Consider the following 19,836-nt stretch of genomic DNA (forward strand, 5'->3'; position numbering starts at 1 on the left):
AGAACGGGTTATCACGAATACTAACAGGCTGGTAAGGTTTAGACCGGAGAAGGTAAGATCTTCCTACCGAAATTAGCGCAGTAAATCAATCGCCGATACGCAATGAGCAAAGCTAGATATGGGGTTAACGCTCCAAGAGCCGCTTGTTCAACGGATCACCTAAAAGAGCAATTCAGCAATGATTTACACGTTCCGACAGTCCCACTTAGGGTAAAACCATTTATTGTTAATGCAAGCCAACAATCTATTCCGCTCAACCTGTGCTGTAATTGCTTCCCTGCTTATCAACGGAGCACAGGCCCAGTCGCTGCGGCCACCTGCTTACCCGCTGGTAACGCACGATCCTTACTTCAGCGTATGGAGTAACACCGACAAACTGACGGATTCGCCCACGCGCCACTGGACCGGTAAGCCGCAATCCCTCCAAGGTATTATTCGGGTTGATGGTAAGGTATACCAGTTTCTGGGAGCTGTTCCAACCACCTACCAAGCCATTCTGCCAACCGGCGAACTAAAACCGTACACGGCTTTATACACGACCAAAAATCCGGGATCAGGTTGGGAAAAGCCCGATTTTGACGCGAAAGGCTGGACATCGGCACTAGGTCCGTTCGGTGACACGCCCGAAGCAAAAACCCGGTGGGTCAATAGCGACACGATGAAGGATGGTATCTACGTTCGCCGTGAGTTTACCTACGATGGGAAAGCGAATCCCGCCAAGCTGCTGCTATCGCTCAACCACGACGATGATGTTGACATTTACCTGAACGGCACAAAAATTCTGTCTAAGGCGGATTACGTAAGTGAATACGTTCTGTTGCCGTTGTCGGCAGAAGGGCAGAAGGCGCTAAAAACGGGTAAAAACGTGCTGGCGGTCCATTGTGTCAGTCCACGCGGTGGATCGTTTATTGATGTCGGTATTGTCAACCTGATAACGTCATCGGCGATAACGACGGCTACGCAAACGGCTGTCAACGTGTCGGCCACCCAAACCGAGTACACCTTTACGGCGGGTCCGGTTGGACTGACGGTCAACTTTCTGTCGCCCCTGCTCTTGGATGAACTTGACGTTGCCGCCCGCCCGGTGACTTACGTTACGTTTACGGCGAAATCGAGCGACGGTAAGCCTCATTCGGTGCAGGTTCTTTTCAGTGAATCGGCGATGATCGCGACGAACAATGCCGGGCAGACGGTCACGGCGAAGGCTGGACAGACGTCGGGGGTAACGTATCAGATGGTCGGCACTCAGGAACAGCCGGTACTACAGAAAAAAGGCGATAACATCCGTATTGACTGGGGATACGCGTACCTGGCCCTACCACAGGCATCGACGGGTAGCCGAACCGCATCGGGTGAAGCCACCGCAATGAAGCAGGCCTTTACGGCGAATGGACAACTGCCGACTGCAACCTCTAAAGCCGGAGCCGAACCGGCACAAACGATGGCAATGGCCGCCGTGCTCGATCTGGGCAACGTGAAGCAGGCAACGGCAAAGCACCTGATGCTGGCCTACGACGATCTGTATTCAGTGCAGTATTTTGGTCAAAACCTACGGGCCTGGTGGCGTCGGGATGGGAAGACAACGATGCCGGATCTGCTGCAAACGGCAGAGAAAGACTACGACAGACTACAGAAGAAATGCACGGATTTTGACGCCAAAGTACGGGCTGATGCCGAAAAAGCGGGCGGAAAAGAGTACGCGGATTTGTGCGTTCTGGCGTATCGTCAGGCTATAGCGGCTCATAAGATTGTGGCTGGTCCAAGTGCTGCGGGCAAGGAGGCTCCCGTGCTGTTTTTCTCGAAGGAGAATTTCTCGAACGGCTCAATTGGTACGGTGGATATAACGTACCCGTCGGCTCCGCTATTCCTGTTGTATAACAACGAACTGGCCAAGGGATTACTACGCTTTATTTTCGATTACAGCGAATCGGGTCGGTGGAAAAAAGATTTTCCGGCGCATGACGTTGGAACGTACCCACTGGCGAACGGACAGACATACGGCGAAGACATGCCGGTCGAAGAAGCGGGCAATATGATGATTATAACAGCCGCTGTCGCTCAGATCGACGGTAAGCCTGATTTTGCTCGCGAGCATTGGCCGACGCTGACCAAATGGGCCGGGTTCCTGAAGCGCGATGGCTTCGATCCAACCAATCAGCTCTGTACTGATGACTTTGCGGGGCATCTGGCCCGTAACGCTAATTTATCGGCAAAAGCGATTGTGGGCATTGCCTGTTACGCGAAAATGGCGCAGATGATGGGCGACCAGAAAACAGCGGATGAACATTTTACTCTGGCGCGTGAGCTGGCCCGTAAATGGATGCAACTCGATGGGGAGGGAGATCACTATGCGCTCACGTTCGACAAAACGCCCGGAAGCTGGAGCCAGAAGTACAACATCGTCTGGGATAAACTTCTAGACTTAAACGTTTTCCCGGCTGAGGTAGCGCAGAAAGAAATTGCCTTCTACCTGAAGCACCAGAACACGTACGGATTGCCACTCGACAGTCGCAAAACCTATACCAAATCGGACTGGATTATGTGGACGGCTACGCTGGCTGATTCCGACCAGGATTTCCAGGCGTTAATTAAACCAATCTGGAAATTTGCCAACGAAACGCCGTCGCGCGTACCCCTTTCCGACTGGCACGAAACGACCGATGCCAAGCAGGTTGGTTTTCAGGCTCGCTCAGTCGTTGGCGGATATTATATCAAACTGCTGGAAGATCGCTTAAAGAGCAAGAAGTAGCGAGGTAACGGATTGGAGTCCGGGCGAAACCTAAGCTTGGTGGCGGGCTGTGCTTAAGGACAAAAGTCAAATGCGGATAAAAGGGGGTTAACAAAACAAATGCTTGTTTTGTTAACCCCCTTTTTGATCAGTAATCTACGGTAAAATTCGTTTAGGAAATTATAATTCTAACAATATAGATCACAATTGACGCTTAAATAATGCACGTATAAGTTGGACTTAAATTATATTATTGTTAATTTTAGTGATGAAAAAAAGAGTATAGGGTAAACCCTATATTTCTAAACAGTTGGGTTTTTACTATTCTCTACGCCGGGCGTTAATCCTACTTTTGATAAACAAAGTTCTATTTGTTGCTGAGAGGAGGAACGGTACTATCATTTTTAATAGGTCAGCAATACGAATCAAACTACACATAGCTGTTTTCCTTTGCGTCTACTAGTACACAAAAAAATTAATGATACGAGTACTTATCGCTGATGATCATAACGTGTTTGTTGAGGGCATCGAATCGCTTGTTTCGGGTTCGCCGGATATAGCGGTGACAGAGCGATGCTACACCGTGCAGTCGGTTATCGAACGGCTGATCCTGACACCAATCGACGTCGTTTTATTAGACATTTCGTTTCCGCAGATAGAAGATGGCCTGGGTTTGTGTGAACACATAACGCGTACCTATCCGAATACAAAAGTTGTGGCGCTAACCATGCACGACGATGCTAGCCTTATTAAGCGGGTTGTTAAAAAAGGAGCTAAGGGTTATCTGTTGAAGAATACAACCAAGACGGAGTTATTACAGGCCATTCAGACGGTTCATCAGGAGAGGCAATATTTCAACGATACCATAACGCACATTCTGCTAAACGATAGTCCAAAGGCGCGCAAGTCAACCGCTGGGGTGGGTATAAAGCCTAATCTGACACCCCGCGAATCGGAAGTGCTCGCCCTGATGGCACAGGGAATGACGACCCAGCAAATGGCTACTCAACTGTTTGTCAGCGCGAAAGCCGTCGAATTTCACCGGAGTAGTTTACTAATGAAGTTTGGCGTACCCAATACAGCCCTGCTCATTAAGACTGCTATGGAAATGCAATACATTGATTAATAGCTGCTGGTTGTCGAAATAGATTAATGAAGGTTCATTTTACGCGCTTGATACTTCCTTTTTGGTGGATTGCGGCTTTGTTGCTCGTTGGAGTAAGTGGCCGCTTCCAGCCGGTTAAGGCTGTGTCGGAATCGGCGTCGATTGACAGTTTGAAAAACCAGATCAAGCGCCAGGTCAACGATAAAAACTATGAGCAGGTTGCCAAGTCGTACGAGCAATTGGGGTGGCAGTACCATCAACGGTACGGATACAACAAGTACACAATCGATTCGTACTTCAATAGCCTGAAATACTACAGCTTAGCCGACGATTCATTAGGTTACTACAACGAGCACATTGTCATTGGCGATTACTACACCCATGATTATTTCATGCAGCCGTACGCCGATAAATACCTGCGGAAAGCGCAGTCCTATTTTGAGCGAACCCACAACATGCCTAAAGTCATCGAGTGCAGACTGGGGCTTGCCAACATCGCTCAGAACAAAAATCCGATACCACGTAACCTGATTACACAATTGCGCGAAGCCGAACGGTTAAGTGTTCAGTACAAACAGGCATACTCGCAGGCCTATGCGCAAAACTTGCTGGCGAACACGTACTCACGGTTGAAGCAACCCGACTCCGCTGACTATTTCGCCAGTAAAAGTTTGGTGTTATCGACACGATTGAAAATTAACTGGTTGATAGCCTTAGATCATTTTTATCTGGGCCTTGTCAAACAGTTCAGAGATCAATCGAAAGAAGCGATTGAAGCGTACCAGAGAAGTTTTAAAATCGCCAGGACCGAAAACAACATAGCCATGCTTCGGGAGTTGTCGCGGCATACGGCAGACAGTTACTCACGCATCGGGGATTACAAAAACGCCTATGAAGCTTCCTTAAAAGCGCTTGATTTTGAGCATCAGTTTTATTCATCCGAACAAACGAAAAGCATTCGTTTGCAGGAGTTGGACAGTCAGATCAAAACATTGGCCGTAGAAAAACAATTGGCGGAACAGCAGAGCCAGCATCAGCGGGTTCTCAATTCAATGCTGGCGGTTGGGCTACTAATCAGTGTATTAGGTGTTGGTGCCTTGATCTATCTGCGTCGTCAGCAAAAGTTGATTGCCCACCAGCAAACCGTTATTGCGCAGCAGCAGATTCGCCAGCTGGAATTGAAATCGCTGCGGGCAATGATCGAAGGGCAGGAGGGGGAACGCAGTCGTATTGCCCGTGACTTGCACGATGGTCTGGGTATTCAGTTGTCTCGTATCAAGTTGTTTGTCGAAGCGCACCAGGAGCAGTTACCCTTGTCCGTTAAGGAGCCGTTAAACCAGTTTTTAGATGAAGCCTGTACCGAAACTCGATTAATATCCAATGATCTCCGTCCGTATGCCTTGTCTACGTTTGGTCTGATTCCGGCGCTAGAAGATCTGGTTCAAAAGTTAAACCTTGTCAATCAGACCAAGCTCGTGCTGGAACATTACGGCGAAGTACCCGCGCTGGATGATGAAGCCTCGGTTATGATCTACCGGGTCGTGCAGGAGTTGCTGAACAATGCGCTCAAACACGCCAGTGCGCAGACTATTACGGTGCAACTCATGGCCAGTGATGAAACAACGCTGATCAGTGTTGATGACGACGGGCAGGGTGGAGACTTTGAAAATACCCCATTAAAAGGCAATGGCATCGCCAATATCAAATCGCGTATAGCGTACCTCGGTGGGCAGGTTATGTGGCAGAGTGAGCCCGGTAAAGGAACCTCTGTGATGATTTCGCTGCCCGTTCATAGACAAGCTCAACCAATACTATCCAGTGCGTAAATCTTCCAATTAACTGTAAAACTGTTCAGGGATGGCATAATGCAGGCATTTAACCTACTACGTCTACATCCTTAGTTCCATTTAACTTTTCGTATGATCAAACATGTGCTTTCAGGCGTGTTCGTCCTGAGTAGTTGGCTTACTGTCTCTGCTCAAGACCGAACCATCAGCAGAATGGCCCTCGACAAAAATCGATCTGTTCTGGCTACTACCAAAGATGCCAAAGCGGGCATCAACAACGCATCGGACGTAAAGGCGCTCATCAAAGGGGTCGTTTCGGACGAAAAAGGCAATACGTTACCCGGTGCAACTGTGTCAGTGAAAGGTACGCAGCTTGGTACCACAACCGACGCAGAAGGGCGTTTCTCGATCAATATGCCCGCTGGTTCCAAAGTACTGGTTTTCTCGTTTATCGGGATGAAAACGCAGGAAGTTGAAGTCGGCACGCGCACGACGCTGAACATTACACTGGCAACCGGCGATCAGTCGCTAGACGAAGTCGTGGTGATCGGGTATGGTACGGCAAAACGGTCGGACGTTACATCGTCCATCACAACGGTCAAAGCGGCTGAGCTAAAAGATATTCCGGCGGCTGGTGTTGACCAACTTCTCCAGGGCAAAGCGGCTGGTGTAACCGTAACCAGCAACGGCGGACAGCCCGGCGGTGGTGTATCGGTTAAAGTACGTGGTGTTACGTCCATCAACAGCAACGACCCCTTGTTTGTAATCGACGGGGTGCCTTTTGTCAATGGGAACACCTCGGCGAGTTCGGGCTATGCGGGTCTGGGCGGTGGCGATGGACAAACCGGCAACAGCGTCATGGCGATGCTGAACCCGAACGACATCGAATCCATCGACGTGTTGAAAGATGCGTCGGCGCAGGCCATCTACGGTTCTCAGGCGGCCAACGGGGTTATTCTGGTTACGACCAAAAAAGGTAAGCAGGGCGAAGGTAAGATCAACTACGAAATGTACACGGGCGTTTCGGAAGTAGCGCGTCGGATGGATCTGATGAACCTGCGCGATTTTGCCCGCTATCAAAATGAAGTGCTGCCGATTATCGGGAATCCGGTCGCTGACGAATTCAAGAATCCCGATTTGCTAGGAACGGGTACGGATTGGCAGGAAGCTATGTTCCAGCGCGGAGCGATCAACAACCACCAGCTAAGCTTTTCGGGTGGCCGCGACAAGACGACGTACTACCTGTCACTGAACTACTTCGACAACAAAGGGATTCTGCTTGGTTCGGATTTCAAACGGTACGCATCACGTTTCAGCCTGGACACGCAGTTGAAAAACTGGGTTAAAGTCGGCTTGAGTGCCAACGTCTCGCGCAGCATTCAGAACGTCTCGCTGGCCGATGCCGCCGAAGGGACCATCTGGTGGGGCGCATCGACCAGCCCTCTGATTCCCGTCAAAAATCTGGATGGCTCCTGGGGCGGTGGTCAAACCGTCGGTGGTGTCCAATACAACAACGCTAACCTGGTGGGCAACAGCCAGTACCGGGGCAATACCAAAACGACGAATACTGTTTTCGGTAGTCTGTACGCTGAACTGCAACTAACCAAGGATCTGTCGTTGCGGAATGAGCTGTCGTATTCGTTGGGGCAGGACAACAACGTGGCGTTCCAGAAAGCCGGAAACGTAGGGGGCACATCGTTCCGGAGTAAACTGATTGATTCGCGGTCGGACAGCTATTACTACTCGATCACCAATTACCTGAACTATAACAAGTACATCAACAAACACGGTTTTCAGGCAACGTTGGGCCATCAGGCGCAAAACTCGTACTACCAGTCGATTTCAGGTACCAAAGTCGATTTGCAGGCCAACATCTTTGACCTGAACACCGGTAGCGCTGACCAGACTACCTGGGGCTTAGGTGGTGGTAAAGGCCAGTGGGCAATGGAATCGTATTTTGCCCGGGCTAATTATACCTACGATGATCGCTTCTCGCTGTCGGCTAGTTTCCGCGCCGATGGTTCGTCAAACTTCGGTCCGAACAATCGGTGGGGTTATTTCCCCGGTGTGTCGGCTGGCTGGACCCTTTCGAACGAGAAATTCATGAAAGGCGACATTTCGAAAGTGCTGAGCTACGCAAAACTTCGCCTAGGCTACGGGATCGTAGGTAACCAGAACTTCCCCGGTGGGGCGCCAAACCCGGCTTACGTAGGAGCTGTGCAGTTTTTCTCGGGTCCGGTCGGTTTCGGCTCATCGAACATGATTAACGGGATTCCAAACCCAAATCTGAAATGGGAGTCGGTAAAAACGGCCAACGCCGGTGTTGATCTGGGCTTCCTGAATGGCCGGGTCGACGCGACGATCGATGTGTACCGGAAAGTAACCTCCGACATGATTATCTTCCTGACGGGGCCTAACCTGATCGGCGTGGGCGACCAGTGGGACGATCTCAAAGCACCGCTGGGCAACGCTGGTCAGATGACCAATACCGGAGTTGATATTGGTCTGACGACTACGAACATCAAGAAAGGCAATTTCAGCTGGAAGTCGAACGTCGTATTTACGCAGTTCACCAACCGCTACGAAAAAGCCGCTAGTGCCGCTTCTGCGCTCGATGGGAAAGTGTATTACAACAACTACCTGGTTACGCACACCACACCGGGCCGTCCGGTAGGTTCATTCTGGGGATTGGTAACGGACGGTTTGTTCCGTACGCAGGCGGATCTGGACGCCAGCCTTCCTCAGTTCGGGTATAAAGTAAACACCAACGAAACCTGGCTGGGCGACATTCGCTACAAAGACATCAACGGCGATGGGAAAATTGACGCGCAGGATCTTACCTTCATCGGTAGCCCGCTGCCGAAATTCACCTGGGGCTTCACCAACACTTTGAACTACGGTGATTTCGATTTCTCGTTGTTCTTCCAGGGTAGCCAGGGGGCCAAAGCGTTCAACTTCCTGCGCTGGCAGTTGGAAGGACTAAACAACGCCTATACCAACCAGCTGAAAACGGTGACGGATCGCTATACTGAGTCGAACCCGAACGGGTCGCTGCCGCGCTTCACGAACACCAACAAAAACAACATAGCGATGTCGGATCGCTACGTGGAAGACGCGTCGTACGCTCGTATTCAGAATATTACGCTGGGCTACCGGCTGCCGAAAAACTTATTGAACAAAGTGAAGGTGTCTAATCTGCGCGTCTACGGTTCGATTCAGAACCTGAAAACATTCACCAAGTATTCGGGCTACGATCCAGAGATCGGTGCGTTTAACAACAGCATCAAACTGATGAACGTAGATACGGGCCACTATCCAAACCCACGCACGTTTACCGTAGGTGCCAATCTGCAATTCTAACATTCGTTGGTGAATGAACGGTTGAGCGAACAATGCCACTCAATCGTTCATTCACCCAACCACTCAATACAAGATTATGAAACTAAAGCCATTATATGCCCTGATGCTTCCGGCCGCTTTGTTGTCTTCGTGTTCGAAAGACTTCATTGATCGACCTTCGCTGTCAGGCACCACAACCGGAAATTATTACAACAATGCCGACGAGGTACGGTCGGCGACTAGTACGCTGTATAGCGGCTTGCCCTGGCGTAACTACGAGAGCCGGGCGCAGGATGCGATTGGCGACGTGATGGCGGGTAACATGTTTACCTACACCGACGTCGAATACCTGAACTTCACCGTTTCTGGAGCTTCCGAACGGGTTGGAGCCGCCTGGAGTGCGTTTTACAAGATCATTGGCTACGCTAACGTAATGATCAAAACGTTCGAAGAAAAGAAAGCAGCGGGTGGTGGCGCGGCTTACCTGGACCCCGCCATTGCGGAATGCCACTTTATTCGGGGTGCCGTTTATTTCTACATCGCCCGCACCTGGGGAGCGGCTCCGATCATTACCGATCCGGGCGAAACCGCCTTGTCGGGTAACTTCAATATCCCGCGTTATCTGCAAAAAGACGTGCTTCGGTTCGCGCTGGAAGAATTGAAACTAGCCGAAGCAAGCTTGCCCGAATCTGATGCTGCCGGACGGTTGACGAAGTATTCGGCGAAGGGAATGATGGCGAAGCTGTATCTCTACAGCAAAGATTACGCGAACGCGAAAGCAAAGGCCGAAGAGGTAATCAATTCAGGTCGATACAGCCTGGTGAGCGATTACAACGGCATGTTTACCAAAATGAGCATGAACAACAACGCGGAGTCGCTTTTTTCGATTCAGCATCAGTTGTCGGGTGATCCCTGGGGAACCGGTAACCTGAAGAATGCCGACCGGGGTGCGGGAAACCTTCGCACGGCCGAAGCGGATGCGTGGGAAATGTACGTTCCATCGCTTGATATCCTGAAAGAGTACGAGTTCGGTGATCTGCGTCGGAAATGGTCGGTGATGGAACACGGCTGGACGAACCCAAACTGGAAGCCCCAGCGTGTCAACGCGCCGAAGTATAATGCGTTTATGGCGAATGGGTTTAAATACGACACGCTGCAACCAACCGAAGACGGTGGTATCCTGAACGCTACCCGCTCCAACATCGCCAAGTACTTTGCTGGTCCCGGTAAGAGCTTTGGCGGAGATCCGGTGCTTGGCCAGAATTCGGGCAATAATGTTGTGCTGCTGCGTTACGCCGACGTCCTGCTGATTTACGCCGAAGCGACGCTGGCAGGTGGGCAGTCAACGAGTGATGCGAAAGCACTTGACGCGTTGAATAAAGTACGGACCCGCGCGGGCTTATCGCCCAGAACGTCGTTTACACTGGACGATATTTTGCACGAGCGCCGGGTTGAGTTTGCGTTCGAAGGTGATTACTGGTACGACATTCAGCGTCAGGGATTTGCAAAGGCAAAAGCGATGATCGAAAAACAGAACAGGGGCACCGTTACCGGGGCCAACTACATCACCAACTTCACGGAAGACAAGATGTATTTGCCAATCCCTGCCGGCGAAATCGTACAGGACCCAGAGCTGAGTAAAGAGCCTGTTCCGTACTACAAGTAATTCGGTCAACGTCTCACGTAGCTGATACCAACGAAATAATCAAATGAAAATCAATAGATTCAATCGAATAGCAGGCTTGTCTTTCCTAACGGTGCTGACCGGTTTTGTGATTAGTTCCTGCGAAAAAGATACCGACGGAAGCCCGCAGATTGGTCCGGGTAACCCGGTTGCAACGGCCCTTTCTCCTGATTCGGCCTCTGGCGGAACGGTTATCACCCTGACGGGTACCGGCCTTGGCGACATACGCAGCATTATGTTCGACAAGCAGAACGTAGCCGCCGGTTTCCAGCCTACGCTGAATACCGACAACGCCATTATTTTCCGGGTACCGACCGAAGTAGTGGGGGGTACCCAGAACATTGTGTTTACCAACAGCGCCGGACGAACGCTGACCGTACCGTTCAAAGCACTGGCTTATCCGACGGTTTCGGACGTGTCGAATTACAACTTCTCCGCAGGAACCGAGATTACGCTTACCGGAAACAACCTGAGCGATGTAAGTTCGGTGATGCTTTCCGACTCGGTTCGGGGAATTGCCGATCCGGTGACGATTGTGTCTAAAGACCAAAAGCAACTGGTTGTTAAAATGCCTTCGTCTAAACTGAGCCGCGCCACGCTGGCCATCGTGAACAGCACGGGGCGGATTCGCACCAAGCAGGAATTTGTGAACATCGACCAGTCGTACCAGATTTTTACCGATGCCTACGGCGATGGTTTTCAGGATGGTTCATGGGGCGACGCGGCTGCCGTATCGACCAAGGAATTTAAGTCAGGCAAAGCGTCGATTGGTAAGAACTTCCAGAAAGGCAACTGGCACCTGATCGCTTTTGCAAACTGGTCATCGGCCCTTGCGTACTCCGCTGATTACACCTATGTAACCGGCTGGATCAAAGGCGGATCTGCTGATTATTCGCTCTACCTGACAACGGATGCTGGTAAAGGCGGGTTTGGCGATTTCAACGATAAAAATAAGATCGATGTGAAAGCCGGAACCTGGACGTACTTCAAACTCAAGCTCTCCGACATTGATTTTTGGGTAGCTGGTAAAAAACTGAGCCAGGTAGGGTTCCGGATTCAGGGACCGAATAACCAGGATGAAACGTTCTACTTCGACGACATCATGTTGGTTAAATAAATAAAAACGATACAGGTAAGAGGCAGGGTAAAACTTGCCTCTTATGCTGTAAAGCCTTTCCATTTGATTCGCCTACTTCGCAGCCCGAATCACTACGAATCCGTTACTGATACATACCGCCGAAGTTGTATTCTACAGCTTTCCAGCTACCCTTTTGCCTTTTTATTTCATGTTTATGCCCAGCGGTTTACGTACGTTGTTCCGGCAAACGCGTATCCTTTTGCTACTGTTATTCTTCGCCGATAATGCGGCTATATCTGCCGCCAGTTTGAATCTAGCCAACGTTTCAGCGACTCGCAACGCTATCCACGAATCATTGGGTGTTGTTCCGTTGGTAAACGGGCGGGCCGAGGCTGAACACGGTGAGATGACTGGTGTTGATGTGTCCTCTGTCAATCCTGGCTTTTCGGGAACCGGCTACGTAACGGGTTTCGTCAATCCGACGGCCAAATTAAGCCTGACGTTCAGGGCATCGGCAGGTCTGTATGAATTAGCCATCGGTTACGCATCTCCCCGTGGTGACAAAGGCGTTGACTTTCAGGTGAATGACGAGAAGGGCAGCGGCAAGCTCCGGCAAACGTCAACTGGTTTTGGGTCAAGCAATTTCGGTAAGGTGCTGTTACACGATGGTCTGAACACCATTACGATTTATCGCGGCTGGGGTTTTTTCGATGTCGACTACATTCAACTGACGCCGACCACGATCATCGTACCCGTTAAACCACCTAATCAGCTTGTCGATGTTCAGGCCATGCCATCAACGAAGGGTCTGTTCTCATTTTTGATTGACCAGTACGGCCGTAAAGTTATCTCGGGCCAGCAGGATGACATTGAGTACGTTCTGGAAAAAACCGGCAAAGAGCCTGCCATTGGTTCGTTCGATCTCATGGATTACTCGCTGACGCGTGTTCGGCAGGGTGTCAAACCCCTACGGACAAGCGAAGCCATGATTGACTGGGCCAAAAAGGGGGACGGCAGAGGTATTGTTAGTCTGCTGTGGCACTGGAACGCGCCTGCCGATCTGATCAACGAGGCTCCCAATAAGCTATGGTGGCGCGGTTTTTATACGGAGGCCTCCACATTCGACATAGCTTCGGTGCTAGCCGATAAGAAAGGCGAACGGTATGGGCTTCTGCTCAAAGACATTGACGCCATTGCCGAGCAGTTGAAGAAATTTCAGGCTGCCGATGTGCCGGTCCTGTGGCGACCGCTGCACGAAGCACCCGGCGGCTGGTTCTGGTGGGGAGCCAAAGGAGCCGGGCCGTTCAAAGAACTCTGGCAGATCGTCTATGATCGCCTTACCAGATACCATCAGTTGCACAATTTGATTTGGGTGTATACGGGCACCGACACGTTTAACAACGACTGGTATCCTGGTGATCAATACGTTGATGTGGTCGGTCTGGATATTTATACCGATGCAACGGCAAATATGAGCGGCAACTGGGCCAGTGCGCAGGCGCAGTTGAACGGCAAAAAACTCGTCGCCTTGTCAGAAACAGGCAATCTGCCTGATCCCCGCAAAATGCGCGGCTTTGGCACCCGATGGTCCTGGTTGTCGGTCTGGACGGGAGCGGATTACATCAAAAAGCAACCGCTTGATCGACTAAAAGCCTTATTTACGGATGAAGATGTCATCACCCGCGACGAACTCCCCAACTGGCGGCTCCCCGTCAGCGTGGGCAGCGGTTTGATTAAGCCCAATTCTACAGGCATCGATAAGAAAGCGGCTACAGACCGTCGTTCTGACTAATACGTACCTTACTCACCAATAGAGAGCTGGTTGTTTAATGAGCAGGTAGAAAGTTACCTGCTCATTTTTGTTTTGATACACGTCACTCATCCAGTAGGGCGACTACGCGTGCCGGAGCTGCCGACGCCCCAATGATGTTGAGTGGAAAAACACAAACTTTAAAACCAAAGGGTGGCAACGCGTCCAGGTTGACAAGCTGCTCCATATGGCAGTATTCCTGTTCGCGGCCAACCAGATGAGCCTGCCAGAATAACTCCGAATCACCGCTTAGCTTGGCTTGTTTAATCATGTACGGAAGCGGTAAGTCCCAACCCCACTGATCGATACCCATGACTTTGATGCCCTGATCAATTAGCCAGCGTGTAGCGTCGGGGCTCATGCCGGTTCCTTTTTCTGGAAATTCTTTGGTACCGTTCAGCTTGTCGCGACCCGTACGTATCAAAACAATCATGGCGGGTTTAAGGATTGCGCCCGTCTTCTGAAGCGCATGCTGTAGGTCATCTACCGTGATCGGATCGAAATCCGCTTTGTGGCTCATGTCGATAACAACGCCGTCGCCGTAACACCAGTCCAGTGGTATCTGATCAATTGTTTTGGCTGGTTGGCCAGCTACGGTAGGAGCGTAATGCCAGGGCGCGTCGATATGCGTAGTCGAATGAACGCCCATCGACTGAATCGTGTCGTCGGCCCAGCCAACGAAATCCTTGGGAAATAAGCGAAAGGGGAGGCCCAGCAGTCGGATAAGCCATTTGGCCTGACGGTGTGGTTTGTGTTTGATTTTAACCCGCATAAACCACGGGTCGCTTGAATTGTAACGAATCGGTTTGGAAAGGTCAATGATGCGCGGCATAAAGAAGGGGCTGTGCTATGGATGGTATAAAGGTAGGATAACCCCCGAATATGTTCGCGACAGCGCACCCAAAACGCGTAGTCTGACTACGGACGTAACCGCGTAGTTCGGGTAGAAGCGGTTGATCCTATCGCTTTATAAAAGCTAGTACTGGTTTAACCTCTTTTCCGAATGATACGTATAAGCCTGACCGTATTTTGCCTGCTTACAGCGCTCACGAATTACGCGCAGACACTAAACCAAAAAGCGAGTGGATACCGTGGTATCTGGTACTTTATCGGACCCACCAAGAACGAGTATGCCTACAAGTACAGCGGAGGATTGGGGACGTATCCGGCTAATCACTATCCTTTTTCGGTTTATGCGTCGGCTGTGAACCGGACGTTTTTCTGCTACGGTGGCGTCACGGATTCGTCTTCGCGCGATCTGTGTCACATGGTTGGTTATTACGATCACAAAACGGGGCTGGTCTCCCGGCCTACGCTGCTGCTGAAAAAAGGCACAGACGACGCGCACGACAATCCGGTTATTCAGCTCGATGAACAGGGCTACGTCTGGGTGTTTTCTACCTCGCATGGTACCGAACGACCGTCATTTATTCATCGGAGCCGTAAGCCATACGACATAAGCCAATTCGAGTCGATTCCGGCTACGCGTCTTGACAATAAAGGGCAGCGGATTCCATTCGACAACTTTTCGTACCTGCAAACCTACTACCAGCCGGGACAAGGATTCCTTAATTTGATGACCCACTATGACCGCGATGTGCTGGTTTACGGGGCTAATAAACCCCGTCGGACCATCTCGTTTATCACAAGTCCGGACGGCACGACCTGGTCGGCCTGGCAGGATCTGGCGATTATCGAAGAAGGGCACTATCAGACGAGCGGGCAATGGAAAAACAAAGTGGGTAGCGCTTTCAATTACCACCCAAACACCAAAGTTGGCGCTGGACTGGATTATCGCACGAATGTGTACTACGTCGAAACGGACGATTTTGGCAAAACCTGGCACACCGCTGGCGGTGAATCGCTTAAACTGCCATTGGCGGAGGTCAATAATCCGGCTTTGGTGAAGGACTATAAATCCCTGGGGCTGAATGTGTACATCAGCGATGTCAATTATGATGGGGCCGGGCGACCGATTATTCTGTACATCACCAGCAAAGGCCCCGAACCCGGTCCTGCCAACGGGCCCTTCGGCTGGCACATTGCGCACTGGACGGGGAGCCAATGGGGTATCTACGACGTGACTCAGTCGGACCATAATTACGATATGGGATCCCTTTATGTCGAAGGCAATATCTGGCGAATTATTGGTCCCGCCGAAGCTGGTCCGCAGCCCTACGGTACAGGTGGCAATCTGGTGTTGCTGGAAAGCCGCGATGGGGGAAAAAGCTGGAAGTCGGCGAAAGCCATTACGGCCAGTACCGTTCGGAATCAAACCTATCCCCGTCGGCCGGTTGCCGTGCATCCTGATTTTTACGCATTTTGGGCCGATGGAAATGCTCGTCAACCATCCGCGTCGTTTCTATATTTCTGCAATCAGGCTGGTGACGTTTTTCAGTTACCAGCCGTGATGAAAGCCGATCTTGAGAAGCCTATTCCGGTCAAAAAGAAGTAAGGTATAGAAGCACGAAAAGCGGACTCATGCCCGCTTTTCGTGCTTCTATACCTTACTGTTTGTTAGTTGCCAACCATAAAGACGGCGTTACCGAAAAGTAGTTTGCCGTTGTACCAGAAGCCCCGGAAAAGTGGGTCATCCGCGAGGTAAACGATACTGCCGCGACCGTAATTCTGAACGCCCATCAGCAGCGTATTTTTCAGTTTGTCCTTCGCGTTCTTACCCGAGAAACCAGCCACGTAATTGTCGGTTTTCAGGTAACCAACGTTCCAGCCATCTTTCAGAAAATCGAAATTGAACGTGTTCTGCACGAGTGTGTAATAACCGCCACTCAGGCCAAAACCCAGCGGGTGCGTCGTGTCGATGTTGACGCGGTAGATGCTACCCGGCGTTTCGTCGGAGATCGCTACCCGTTCGCGGTCGCCGTACACCTTTAGTGAGTCGGCGGGATTACCTTTTCCTTTGTCTTTATCCTTACCGCTCTTGTCTTCTTTTTCTTTCAGATCGAAGCCGTCCTTGCCCGCCAGAAACGACGTAGCCCGTTCCAGGGCGATGAGTTTACCACCGGCCCGTACCCATTCTTTAATGGCCAACAAATTTTTGTCGTTCAGGAAACGGGCGTAGTTGTAATTCGTCGGTAAGATCAGCACGTCCAGCTTGTTCCATTCAACGTTGCCCAGTGTGTTGCCATCCAGCAATGAAATCGGATAATTCAGCTCCTGGTCGAAGAAATGCCAGATTTCCCCCGCCGATGGGGGAGGGGTACCGTCACCAATGACAAGTCCTACGCGCGGGGCTTTCAGGCCCGTAACAAAATCAGAACCAAAGTCGGAGCCTTTCGTTACAAAACCGGTCTGTACAGGCGTAAGGTCAGCGCCAACTTTGGAGGCTTCGGCCCGGACCAGCGCATCGAGACGATCACCGAATCGTTCGTTACCCGCCCGCGTTACGATGAGCGTTCCCGATGGGTACGTTTTGTTATCTAACTCGAACGGCTTTTCGGCGGCTCTAACCCGAACTTTCTGTTTCAATAGACCCGCCAGCAGTTGCACCGCTGGTAGCGACTGCCACTGCGCGATGTAGGCGTACGGCTTCGTAACCGTGCTTGAAGAAGGCTTGCTGGACGCTGCGGGTTGAGTACTCGAAGGCGTAAGTTTTGTCGTCAGACCATACGTTTGCAGCCCGAACGCGTACGGCAACGACCAGGCTGTAATGTCGTAAGTTGCCGAATCTTCCAAAGCAGAGTTGGGTTCAAACAGAATCTTGAGTAGCGTCGATTTGGGCTGATACGAACTAATAACCATATCCTCGGCGGCTACGGCAACACTCTTTTCGTTTTTCTGACTCGTGTAGTTAAAACCGTTCAGGGTTTGCGCTTTCCCGGCGTAACCATAGGTGATTTTATTACGATCCAGCAGTTGTTGTAGTGCCTTCAGGCGGCCAGCGTCGCCATTCGCTTTAACGACGTAGCTTTTGTAAGGGCCAATCGGCGAGTTGCGCGATTTGTCGAAAAACTGACCGAACTCTTTTACTACTTCCGCCGGACGATCGGCCACCGATTCAAGCGTAGCAATACTGGCTACGTAGTGGTGATCGATCCGCTGACGAAGGGTTAGCGTATCACCGTCTTTTCTCTCGATTGCCAGGCCCGCGCGGGTGTTACCGCCCTGCTCGTAGGTCATCCCAATAGCTCCGTTATAAGTCGGATAGGTATCACCGTAGCTTGGATAAAATAAATCAAAGCGTTCGCGGGTGTAATACAGCCAGCCGTTTTTGTCGAAGTAGCGACTGCAATACTGACCAATGGTCTGCTGAAATTGACGCTGGAATGGCGTAATATCTTCGTGGTACGGCTTAGCCGACGGCGCAAAATAATATGGACTTTCGACGCCCATTTCGTGGAAATCACCGTGCAGATGGGGCATCCACTGCTGATAGAGTGCCATACGCTGCTGCGTAATCTCCTGAGTTTGCCAGGCCCAGTCGCGGTTCGGATCGAACAGATAGTGGGTATAGCGGCCACCCGGCCAGGGTTCGTTGTGTTCGCGGGCAAACGGCGTTGGGTCTGGGTTCTGACCCAGCATCTGGTTGTACCAGTTTACGTACCGGTCATGCCCGTCGGGATTTAAACCCGGATCGAGGATTACGACCGTTGTATTCATAATTTTCTGCGAAACCGGGTCAGATGTATCGAGCAAGCGGTACAATACTTCCATGAACGCTTCTGAGCTGACAGCCTCGTTGCCGTGAACGTTATAGCTAAGCCACGCAATTGGCGGTTGTGAGGCACTCGACGGCTGACCATCGACCATACCAATGCGTTTGAGGTTGTTTGTCCGAATTTCCTCGAGACGAGCCAGGTTTGCTTCTGAAGCAACGGCAACCGCCATTAGCTGACGACCTTCATAGGTTGTGCCGTAAGGAAGCAATTTAACCCGGGATGGCATCTGTCGGGCAATTTGTTCCGCATACGCAATAACACGGTGGTGAGGACTGAATCGTTCGCCAATCTTGTAGCCAAGAAATTGAGCGGGTGAATCTGGACGAGAGGAAGTAGTGCTGGTTGTTTGCGATGAAGCCGATAGCGACGCAACCAACAGGCCGACCAGCAACAAAAGATGTTTCATGAAGGCGAAAAAAATTTTAAAAGCTAACACCCTCAAAAATAGCACTAAATCGCTGAGAGACGTTTTTTTTGAAAAAATTTTAGGGCCATCTATTGCATTATCAAAATATAGCCCTACTTTTGCATCACGATTCGACAACGAAGTAGCGGTAACGCAAAAAGTTGGGTCTTGGACACAAGATGGCCGATTCGTCTAGCGGTTAGGACATCGCCCTTTCACGGCGGTAACACGGGTTCGATTCCCGTATCGGTCACTAACGAGCAACGATGTTGCGCAAAAACCCTGAAAACATTGTTTTCAGGGTTTTTTGTTTAAATTATGTCTGTGCTACCGATTTTGAGAACATAGTGGTACAGAAAAAGCGTCTAGTGATCCCAGCGCAGGCCAGCTACCCTGAATTTAACCTGGTGCGTACCCTGGCTGTTGAACCCAATAGTGACGACCATCTCTTTGGCCGTTTTTAGCTGACGAATCAATTTTTGCTCGGCATCGAAGAAAATTATATTGGCCCTACCGTTTTCGGCTCCCGAAAAGAAGTACGAAACTGGCGATCCGTTGTCAAAACGAATTTGGGCGTTTCCCCCCTGAAAACTTCGGTTAAACTGACCTTTCGATACTTCCAGGTAAACCGTTGTGCCTGTGCTGCGCTTGCGAATGGTCAAGGTGCCGACCGAGCCACCGGCATAAGGAAAAGCAAAGTCAAGCACGTTGGACGAAACAACCGACGCTTTGTAGACCGGATTATTCGTGTTGTCTGTTGTTCGTTCGTAATGCCATGTACCAGCCCCGGCGGTCAGCGCATTTTTTGTAGGCTGTTTTTCGGGCAGCGTCTCCCTGGTCCGTATCGGACCCGAATCGATTGTCGTCTGAACACTATCCGTGGGGGTCTGCGGGGGCGATTGTTTCTTTGTCGAGCAACCAATAGCTGTTAAAAGCCAAACCAAATAAAGCGTTCTTTTCATCGCTGCTTGCCATCAGGAAATCGTGACCTGATAGTCACTAAACGCAAGATGTGGGTTTCTGACGAATAGTTTATCTGGTTTCTCTAAAACTAATTGTTGTCGGTGACCATCTGCGTGGAATGAACCGAAAATCACGGAATCTAAAACGTGCTGTAAACTGTCGAAGTACTTCGCTGTCATTCATATTGGTAGCTGTCCAGAAGCGTACGGAAACTGTCCGTTTGTGGACAAGCTATGAACGGCAGAAATCGGGCAAATGGC

General features: G+C 50.7%; 12 protein-coding genes and 1 tRNA gene. 10 read left to right on the plus strand and 3 right to left on the minus strand.

From position 1 onward, the window contains the following. The first annotated feature begins 229 nt into the window (after positions 1–229). The 7 genes from M0L20_RS16225 to M0L20_RS16255 all read left to right on the plus strand — a co-directional run bounded on the left by M0L20_RS16225 (position 230) and on the right by M0L20_RS16255 (position 13,513). Positions 230–2,749: a glutaminase family protein gene (locus M0L20_RS16225; protein ID WP_248477962.1), complete on the plus strand. Its 2,520-nt coding sequence runs from the start codon at positions 230–232 to the stop codon at positions 2,747–2,749. Between the two features lie 457 nt (positions 2,750–3,206). Beyond that, positions 3,207–3,854, plus strand: a complete 648-nt coding sequence (locus tag M0L20_RS16230; protein ID WP_248477964.1) for a response regulator transcription factor — start codon at positions 3,207–3,209, stop codon at positions 3,852–3,854. Positions 3,855–3,901: 47 nt separating this feature from the next. Continuing rightward, positions 3,902–5,659 (plus strand): tetratricopeptide repeat-containing sensor histidine kinase, encoded by a 1,758-nt coding sequence (locus M0L20_RS16235; protein WP_248477966.1) that lies wholly within the window; start codon positions 3,902–3,904, stop codon positions 5,657–5,659. Positions 5,660–5,752: 93 nt separating this feature from the next. After that, entirely contained in the window at positions 5,753–8,980 is a 3,228-nt protein-coding gene (locus M0L20_RS16240; protein ID WP_248477967.1) for a SusC/RagA family TonB-linked outer membrane protein, read from the plus strand. Positions 8,981–9,056: 76 nt separating this feature from the next. Further along, positions 9,057–10,625: a RagB/SusD family nutrient uptake outer membrane protein gene (locus M0L20_RS16245; RefSeq protein ID WP_232561963.1), complete on the plus strand. Its 1,569-nt coding sequence runs from the start codon at positions 9,057–9,059 to the stop codon at positions 10,623–10,625. Between the two features lie 43 nt (positions 10,626–10,668). Continuing rightward, positions 10,669–11,760, plus strand: a complete 1,092-nt coding sequence (locus M0L20_RS16250; RefSeq protein WP_232561964.1) for an IPT/TIG domain-containing protein — start codon at positions 10,669–10,671, stop codon at positions 11,758–11,760. A gap of 175 nt (positions 11,761–11,935) precedes the next feature. Next, complete coding sequence (locus tag M0L20_RS16255; RefSeq protein ID WP_248477968.1) at positions 11,936–13,513, plus strand: glycosyl hydrolase; 1,578 nt, start codon at positions 11,936–11,938, stop codon at positions 13,511–13,513. Positions 13,514–13,595: 82 nt separating this feature from the next. Here M0L20_RS16255 and M0L20_RS16260 read toward each other — a convergent pair whose 3' ends face one another. After that, the gene (locus M0L20_RS16260; RefSeq protein ID WP_248477969.1) at positions 13,596–14,363 is read right to left on the minus strand and encodes a cyclase family protein; all 768 of its coding nucleotides are present in this window, start codon (positions 14,361–14,363) and stop codon (positions 13,596–13,598) included. A 171-nt stretch (positions 14,364–14,534) separates the two neighbouring features. On the opposite strand from M0L20_RS16260, the gene M0L20_RS16265 reads away from it, so the two are divergent. Next, entirely contained in the window at positions 14,535–15,986 is a 1,452-nt protein-coding gene (locus M0L20_RS16265; RefSeq protein WP_248477970.1) for a BNR-4 repeat-containing protein, read from the plus strand. A 62-nt stretch (positions 15,987–16,048) separates the two neighbouring features. Here M0L20_RS16265 and M0L20_RS16270 read toward each other — a convergent pair whose 3' ends face one another. After that, the gene (locus tag M0L20_RS16270; RefSeq protein ID WP_248477971.1) at positions 16,049–18,613 is read right to left on the minus strand and encodes a M14 metallopeptidase family protein; all 2,565 of its coding nucleotides are present in this window, start codon (positions 18,611–18,613) and stop codon (positions 16,049–16,051) included. On the opposite strand from M0L20_RS16270, the gene M0L20_RS16275 reads away from it, so the two are divergent. After that, on the plus strand, positions 18,612–18,809 hold the full coding sequence (locus M0L20_RS16275) for a hypothetical protein (protein WP_248477972.1): 198 nt from the start codon (positions 18,612–18,614) through the stop codon (positions 18,807–18,809). The two genes, M0L20_RS16270 and M0L20_RS16275, sit on opposite strands and share 2 nt — an antisense overlap. Beyond that, a tRNA-Glu gene (locus M0L20_RS16280) sits at positions 18,795–18,866 on the plus strand. The genes M0L20_RS16275 and M0L20_RS16280 overlap by 15 nt, the downstream gene beginning before the upstream one ends. 112 nt (positions 18,867–18,978) lie before the next feature. Here M0L20_RS16280 and M0L20_RS16285 read toward each other — a convergent pair. After that, on the minus strand, positions 18,979–19,575 hold the full coding sequence (locus M0L20_RS16285) for a hypothetical protein (protein WP_248477973.1): 597 nt from the start codon (positions 19,573–19,575) through the stop codon (positions 18,979–18,981). Between the last annotated feature and the right edge of the window lie 261 nt (positions 19,576–19,836).

Source organism: Spirosoma liriopis (assembly GCF_023196085.1).
GTDB lineage: Bacteria > Bacteroidota > Bacteroidia > Cytophagales > Spirosomataceae > Spirosoma > Spirosoma oryzicola.